Annotated in this window: 3 protein-coding genes; 1 reads left to right on the plus strand and 2 read right to left on the minus strand. The window is 48.0% G+C overall.

Annotated elements, in window-relative coordinates; translation table 11 throughout:
* Positions 1–175: 175 nt before the first annotated feature.
* Positions 176–4,069, plus strand: a complete 3,894-nt coding sequence (locus ACUVJL_RS25935; RefSeq protein ID WP_445248468.1) for a beta strand repeat-containing protein — start codon at positions 176–178, stop codon at positions 4,067–4,069.
* A 217-nt stretch (positions 4,070–4,286) separates the two neighbouring features.
* Here ACUVJL_RS25935 and ACUVJL_RS25940 read toward each other — a convergent pair whose 3' ends face one another.
* The gene (locus ACUVJL_RS25940) at positions 4,287–4,577 is read right to left on the minus strand and encodes a hypothetical protein (RefSeq protein WP_445248466.1); all 291 of its coding nucleotides are present in this window, start codon (positions 4,575–4,577) and stop codon (positions 4,287–4,289) included.
* Between the two features lie 42 nt (positions 4,578–4,619).
* On the minus strand, positions 4,620–5,016 hold a 397-nt coding region (locus ACUVJL_RS25945), incomplete at its 5' end, for a glycosyltransferase (RefSeq protein ID WP_445248467.1).

Below are 5,016 nucleotides of genomic sequence, written 5' to 3' on the forward strand. Positions count from 1 at the left end.
CACCCACCCCGACATCATCTTATTATTGTCAGACCACTTAGATGTCGAGTACTCCTTCATCTCTTTCCCCACACGCCGGTCCTCCGATACAGCCACCAACGCCACCACCCCCACTTTTGCCACCAAAGTTGACTTCCCTACTGGCAGTAACCCATAATACGTCCGCAACGCAGACATCAACGGCGACGGGAAACATGACTTAGCTGTGGCGAACAGGGTCAGCAACACCGCCTCCATCCTGCTCAATACTACCGCCACCAACGCCACCACCCCCACTTTCGCTACCCAAGTTACCTTCCCTACTGGCAATAACCCCAATTTCGTCAGCATCGGCGACTTCAACGGCGACATGAAACCTGACTTAGCAACGGCAAACTACTTGAGCGACACCGTCTCCATCCTGCTCAACACCACCGCCACAGGAGCTACCACCCCCAGTTTCGCCCCCCAAGTTAGCTTCGGTACTGGCACTAAGCCCCCCTTCGTCAGCATCGGCGACATCAACGGCGACGGGAAACCTGACTTAGCAACGGCGAACTACAGGGGCAACAATGTCTCCATCCTGCTCAACACCACCACCACAGGAGCCACCACCCCCAGTTTCGCCCCCCAAGTTAGCTTCGGTACTGGCGCTTTGCCCTTTTCCGTCAGCATCGGCGACATCAACGGCGACACGAAACCAGATTTAGCAACGTCTAACTTCTCCACCGACACCGCCTCCATCCTGCTCAATACTACCCCCACAGTTACCGCTGTCACCGCCACCACCGCTGACGGCAGCTACGGCATCGGTTCTACCATCGCCATCACCGTCACCTTCGATGCTGCTGTCAACGTCACCGGCACACCCCAACTGCAACTAGAAACAGGCACAACCGACCAATTTGCCACTTATACTAGCGGTACCGGCACTACAGCCCTCACATTCAACTATGTAGTACAAGCTGGAGACACTTCCCTCGACTTAGAATACCTCGCCACGAACGCCCTCACTCTCAACGGCGGCACAATTAAAGAAACTGTTGGTAAGGGCTTTGACGCTTTTTTAAGCCTCCTCCCTGCCTTAGCCTCAGCCAACTCCCTCGGCGGTAGCAAAGCCATAATTATCGATACTCTTGCACCCACCATCACCGGCGTCACCTCTACCACCGCCGATGGCAGTTACAACACAACTGGCAACATCAACGTCACCGTCAACTTCAGCGAAGCAGTTACCTTAGCTGGCGGTAACATGACAGTCGCCTTAGACACAGGTGGCAGTGTCACTATTGCACCTTTCACAGGCACATCTGCTGTGGGTACATACACTCCAGCAGCCGGACAAAATAGCACCGACCTCAACTCAACAGGCATAACTTTAGCAGTCGGTGCAACATTAAAAGATGCTGTGGGAAATAATGCAACAACATTGACTATTCCTGCGGGGCAGTCTTTAGCGGATAGCAAAGCCATAGTTGTAGACACCGTTGTCCCCGCAGTTGCCTTAACCTCTGTATCACCAACAACCACAAACGGACCATTTTTAGTCACAGCAACATTCAGCGAAAGCGTCACAGGATTTATTGCCAGCGACGTTAATCTTACTAACAGTACGATTAGCAATTTCACGGGTAGCGGCACAACTTATAATTTTACCGTTACACCTAATGCTGATGGCCCTGTCACAGTTAATGTCCCAGCAGCAAGAGCAACTGATACCGCTGGTAATAATAATACCGCCGCAACTCAACTGACTCGTACTGCTGATATTACAGCCCCCACAGTTACCTTAACCTCTGCATCACCAACAACCACAAAGGCACCATTTTTAGTCACAGCAACATTCAGCGAAAGCGTCACAGGATTTATTGCCAGCGACGTTAATCTTACTAACAGTACGATTAGCAATTTCACGGGTAGCGGCACAACTTATACTTTTACCGTTACACCTAATGCTGATGGCCCTGTCACCGTTGATGTCCCAGCAGCAAGAGCAACTGATATTGCTGGTAATAACAATACCGCAGCAACTCAACTGACTCGTACTGCTGATATTACAGCCCCCACAGTTACCTTAACATCAACGGACGCAACCACAGTCAACGCACCATTTAGCGTCACAGCCACATTCAGTGAAGATGTCAACGGCTTTGATAATACTGATATCACCGTAGCCAATGCGAATGTCGGTAACTTTGTGAAAGTTGATGCCAAAACCTACACCTTTGATGTCACTCCCGCTGCTAGTGGTAATGTCACCGTTGATATTCCCGCAGCAATAGCAACGGATACAGTGGGTAATAATAATACCGCAGCAACTCAACTGGTTCGTACTGCTAATCTCACCACACCTGACATCACCCCGCCTCGAGTTGCCTTAACATCAACTTCAACACCAACAGTAACTGGTTTATTTAGCGTCACCGCCACATTCAGTGAAGATGTCAACGGCTTTGATAATACTGATATCACCGTAGCCAATGCGAATGTCGGTAACTTTGTGAAAGTTGATGCCAAAACCTACACCTTTGATGTCACTCCCGCTGCTAGCGGTAATGTCACAGTTGATGTCCCAGCAGCAATAGCAACGGATACTGCAGGTAATAATAATACCGCAGCAACTCAACTGGTTCGTACTGCTAATGTCACCACACCTATTGTTGATGTCATCCCACCTACTGCTAACTTGAGTGCAATTTCTAACATTACTACAGCGGGTGGTACAAGCCAGACATTGACAGTTACTTTCAGTGATAGTAGTGGAGTAGATGTTAGCAGTTTAGATAATTCGGACGTTGTTGTAAATTGGTCAGGTGGTGCTATTCCTGCTACCTTTATTAGTGCCACACCCACTGGAAATGGTACGCCCCGCACAGCAACATATTCGTTGACGCCGCCTGGGGGAACTTGGGATAGTGTGGACAATGGTACTTACACAGTTAATTTGCAAGCATCGCAGGTGAAGGATGTTGTTGGCAATTTGTCTGCTGCTAGCAATTTAGGTACTTTTAGCGTGAATGTTGCCGCACCCGCGCCCGCGCCAACACCCCCAGTCGTACCAACCCCTGGGCCATCGGTAACACCAACACCCGCACTAACCCCTGCTGAAACACCTGCGGAAACCCCTGCGGAAACACCGACACCTACACCAACAATAGCGCCAACACCAACAACTAACAACATCCCCAAGGACGACTGCATCTGCGATGACATTGACTATCCCAACTTAAATCAACCGAATCGGGTTGAAAACACCATACTCGGTGTATCGCCAATTCAAATAGGCACTGCCAAAAACGATGAATTACTAGGCAGCAACAGCGGCAATATATTCGATGCTAAATCAGGGGATGACAACTTATATGGTGGTGACAGCGACGACATCCTCAACGGCAACACAGGCAATGATTTTATCAGCGGTGGCACAGGTGATGATATCCTATTTGGAGATGAAAATAATGACATTATTCTTGGCGACTTGGGCTTGGATTTAATCTTTGGAGGCAAGGGCAATGACTCTATCAATAGCCGCGAAGGTGATGACATTGTTTATGGAAATAGAAATGATGACTTCATCGATGGTGGTAAGGAGGATGACACCTTAAAAGGAGGCAAAGGGAATGACATAGTGCTTGGTAGCCAGGGAGATGATTACTTGTTTGGAAACCAGGGTTCGGATACCATCTGCGGCGGTGAAGGCAATGACTTAATCAGTGGTAACGAAGCAGCAGATATTCTGGGAGGGTGTGAAGGAAATGATACCCTGTACGGAGGCGAAGATAACGATACTCTCACTGGTTGTCAAGGTGATGATATTCTTTACGGAGACTTGGGGAATGATAGTTTAATTGGCGGTAGCGGTAAGGATATCTTTGTCTTAAATTCAGGTCAAGGATTTGACCGGATTGCTGATTTTACAGTCGATCAAGATTTGATAGGATTAAGCGGAGGTTTGAGCTTTGGTCAGTTAGCAATAACTCAAAATACTCAGGGAACTCTCATCAAAAATGTCTTGACAGGAGAGGAGTTAGGTGTGATGATAGGAGTGAGTGCCAATGCGATTACATCGGCTAATTTCCTGTTGATTTAAGGACAAATGAAAAGTACGATCGCCCCTTCGATCCAAAAGGGATCTCGCACTTCTACCCATTTAAAAAGGTTGGGCAAAAATTTAACGATTATATCATGTCCGATCGATTAACCATAATATCCCGGTCGGGGCGGGTTTTTGAGATGGTCAATTATTGGCAGGTATTGTTGGCTCACGGGCCCCTACAAAAATCCGGGTCGCTCGACCGGACATGATATTATTCATACTTTCGGCCGCGCCACTGAGTAGGCTGATTCAACGCAGAAATTAGAATTCGCAAAAACGCTAACGGATCGGCTAATGGTGACAGCCAAAACAGCCATGTACCAGATGCCCCAGTTGTATCGTAGCAAGGTGCGATCGCGAAACACAAAGCCGATCGCACTGCAACCAAAAATACATTCAATCCCAACAGCCAAAAGTGCCCAAATACAGCAACCGGCGGCAGCGAACCAAACAGCAAATAGCACAACACGATCGGCACCGGCAAACCTTGAACAGCCAGCAACAGCCACAAATCGCCTTGTTTTTACATAGCCAGCGCTCCATCCTAGAGAATTTCTACATAAATTTTATGAGACATTTTATTAATCGTTTTCAACCATTCTTTCCATTCTAATGCACGAACCCTCCCAGTGCAATATTTATTAAAATAATCTACCTGTTTTCGCAAAAATTGTTCAGTTTCTTGAGGGTTAGCGCCTGTTAGCACTTCTAGCACCTCCAGAATTGTCGCGAGAAATTCTTGGGCATAAGATTCTCTTTGGGAAATCGAACTAAAGGGAGCGAGCGAATTTGAAGTATTCGACTGGGACAGCGGTATTAAACGCGCAAAACCTGCCGTTGTTTCGGGCAAAGCTCCCCAGTTGCTAGTCACGACAAAACAACCGCTAGCTAGAGCTTCCATCACGGAGATACAAGAAGTTTCTGCAAAGGTATTTGGGTAC

This window comes from Microcoleus sp. OTE_8_concoct_300, assembly GCF_031383065.1.
Classification (GTDB): domain Bacteria; phylum Cyanobacteriota; class Cyanobacteriia; order Cyanobacteriales; family Microcoleaceae; genus Microcoleus.